General features: G+C 35.1%; 2 protein-coding genes and 1 pseudogene. 1 reads left to right on the top strand and 2 read right to left on the bottom strand.

Annotated features, from left to right (window positions below):
* Positions 1 to 91: 91 nt before the first annotated feature.
* A pseudogene (locus ABS911_RS14960) lies at positions 92 to 202 on the bottom strand (alcohol dehydrogenase catalytic domain-containing protein); the annotation flags it as partial.
* 500 nt (positions 203 to 702) lie between these two features.
* Here ABS911_RS14960 and ABS911_RS14955 point away from each other — a divergent pair.
* Positions 703 to 1524, top strand: coding sequence for an aminotransferase class IV (locus tag ABS911_RS14955; RefSeq protein ID WP_350468213.1), 822 nt, complete (start codon positions 703 to 705; stop codon positions 1522 to 1524).
* Positions 1525 to 2018: 494 nt separating this feature from the next.
* On the opposite strand, the gene ABS911_RS14950 is transcribed toward ABS911_RS14955, so the two are convergent.
* Positions 2019 to 2366 (bottom strand): aldo/keto reductase (locus ABS911_RS14950; protein ID WP_350468212.1); only part of this gene is annotated, 348 nt, incomplete at its 5' end.

Here is a 2366-nt window from a genome sequence, read left to right as displayed (position 1 = left end):
TTCATTGGTCCGCGCCTCGGGTATGCTTTGAGCAAAAAGATTTCTGGGCGGATCGGGATTACTGGGCCCCGGAATGCCATATCTGGCATCAAATAGCCGTTGCTGTAATGCGAATGATCATATCGGTTAGTTCTTCAATCGTTGGATCCGGGACTGTTTTGACTTCCATTTTTTCGTTTCCTTGCCATGTTACTGCATGTATATAATCTTTCCTTCATATAAAAGTGATAGTTTCAGATTTTAAAGTAGTTTATCATCTTGTTTTATATAAGACAAAAGTTATGTAATCGTTTAAGTTTTAACTTCTCTATTTTCGTGCCACTTTTAGCTGAGCCATATAACTTTTCTCATAAACGACAAAGGATTCCTACTACTAAAGCTTGCATTGGAAAATCGCTATCGGCGAATAAACATTCTATGACTAATACGGAAATATAGCTTAAATAAATGCGCCCTACCACTCTATGTAAGTTATATGTTACTTTCACTCCTATTTGATATTAAATACCTTTTCCCCAGTATGTATTTAGTAAAAAAAATTATACTACTCACTACACTTTATAGTAAGGAGTATCTATTCAACTATTTAAAAAAACATTGCTGTCTTTATTTAGAAAAAGTGATAAACTTATTTAAAAATAGACCATTAACACGCTCCTGAATAAATTAACCACAATGATTAAATAAAAGAGGATGAAAAATATGGAATATGTTGAACAAAATTTTTACTATCATAATGATCAAGAAGTATCCACAGACAACCTGCATCCGTTTGAAAAATTAACAGGAAAAAATGTGTATGAAGTGATTCGTGTTAGAGATGGCATACCGCTGTTTTTAGAAGATCATTTGCGCCGATTCAGAACGTTTGCTGGATCTGTCGGTCTTCCTTTAACAGATTCAGATGATATTTTAATCAATCGTTTATACCAGCTTGTTGATAAGAATGGTGCCTTTGATCAAAATATCAAATTGATCTGGAATAAAGACATGGGTTTACTGGCTTTCTTCACTAAAAGTCCTTATCCGCCTACGAGCTATTATCAAACTGGCATTAAAACAACTTTGTTGAATTTGGAAAGAGAAGATCCGAATATCAAGATCCAACGTGAAGAGTATCAAAAAACTGTACTAGCGGAGCGAGAAAAAACAGGTTCATATGAAGTGCTGTTAGTCGACCAAGAAGGTAACGTCACAGAAGGTAGTCGTTCAAATTTATTTATTGTTAAAGGGGATAAACTCTATACTTCTCCTGCTAAAAATGTTCTTTTAGGTATTGTCCGTTCTAAAGTTGTAGCCATTTGCCAACAACAGCAAATTGATATTATCGAACAAAATGTTCCTGTGACGGAATTAAATACTATCGATGGCGCTTTTATTTCAGGAACGGGTAACGATGTATTGCCTATAGCATCCATCGATTCCATCACATTAGAGTCGATAAAGAAACCGGTCATTTCGTCAATTATGCGGGAATACGATCGCTTAGTGAATCAGTACATTGCCTCTAAAAAAGATACTTAAAAAGGAGATTGCAAAACAACTTAGTCCCCTAACAAAAAACCTTCAACTCATTCTAAACCAGAAAAAGTTGAAGGTTTTTTATCCTTTTAAAAAGCATAGTGAGTCAAATACCTTAAAAGTTTAGTGACACACAAAAATTAAATGAGTGACTCACCATCTATCAAAATTATAACAAAATAAAAAAGTTATCTATGCTAAACGCAAAATTGACGGTGAAATTATTTTTGACTGCTTGCACGGTGTATTTAGTATGCGAAAAACCAACGTCAGAGGCAAGCTTGCTGTTCATAGTGCCGATGGACTGTTGCTTGTGAGCATAGACCTAACCAATTAGCCCTTGTGGCTAGAAAAAAGAGCGTAAGCTTTTCAACATAAACCAATCAAAAATAAAAACCGCAACGGATAAATCACATTTATAATTTATTTCATCGCGATTTTTATTTTTAGAGCTAGGTATTTCCTAGCTCCTTTTTTTATCAAGGATGACCATCAGGTTATTCAATAACGAATGCATCTAAAGTTGCCATATCAGCTTCAGAAATTTCGAAATCTAATTCAGCATTAGCAAGAATGTATTCTTCGTGAACTGATTTTGGTAGAATGATGTGGCCTTTTTGCAAAGGATAACGGTAGCATAATTGTGGTACGGATACCCCGTATTTGTCTGCAATCGCCTTTATATCTTCGTTGCCTAATAAGCGGCCTGTACCTAGTGATGAGTAGCCTTCAACGATGATGTCGTTAGCTTCACAGTAAGATACAATATCGTCTTGCGTATAGCCGATGTGGTACTTGATTTGGTTTACAACAGGTTTAATATTTGTGTTTTCGATTAAGTGTTG

It is taken from the genome of Carnobacterium sp., from assembly GCF_040274425.1.
The sequence above is the reverse complement of the archived record's forward strand: the minus strand, read 5'-3'. Positions and strand labels throughout refer to the sequence as shown.

Bases quoted from the DNA above. Each gene is read 5' to 3' on its own strand.
- ABS911_RS14955 (WP_350468213.1), top strand. From the start codon at position 703: ATGGAATATGTTGAACAAAATTTTTACTATCATAATGATCAAGAAGTA.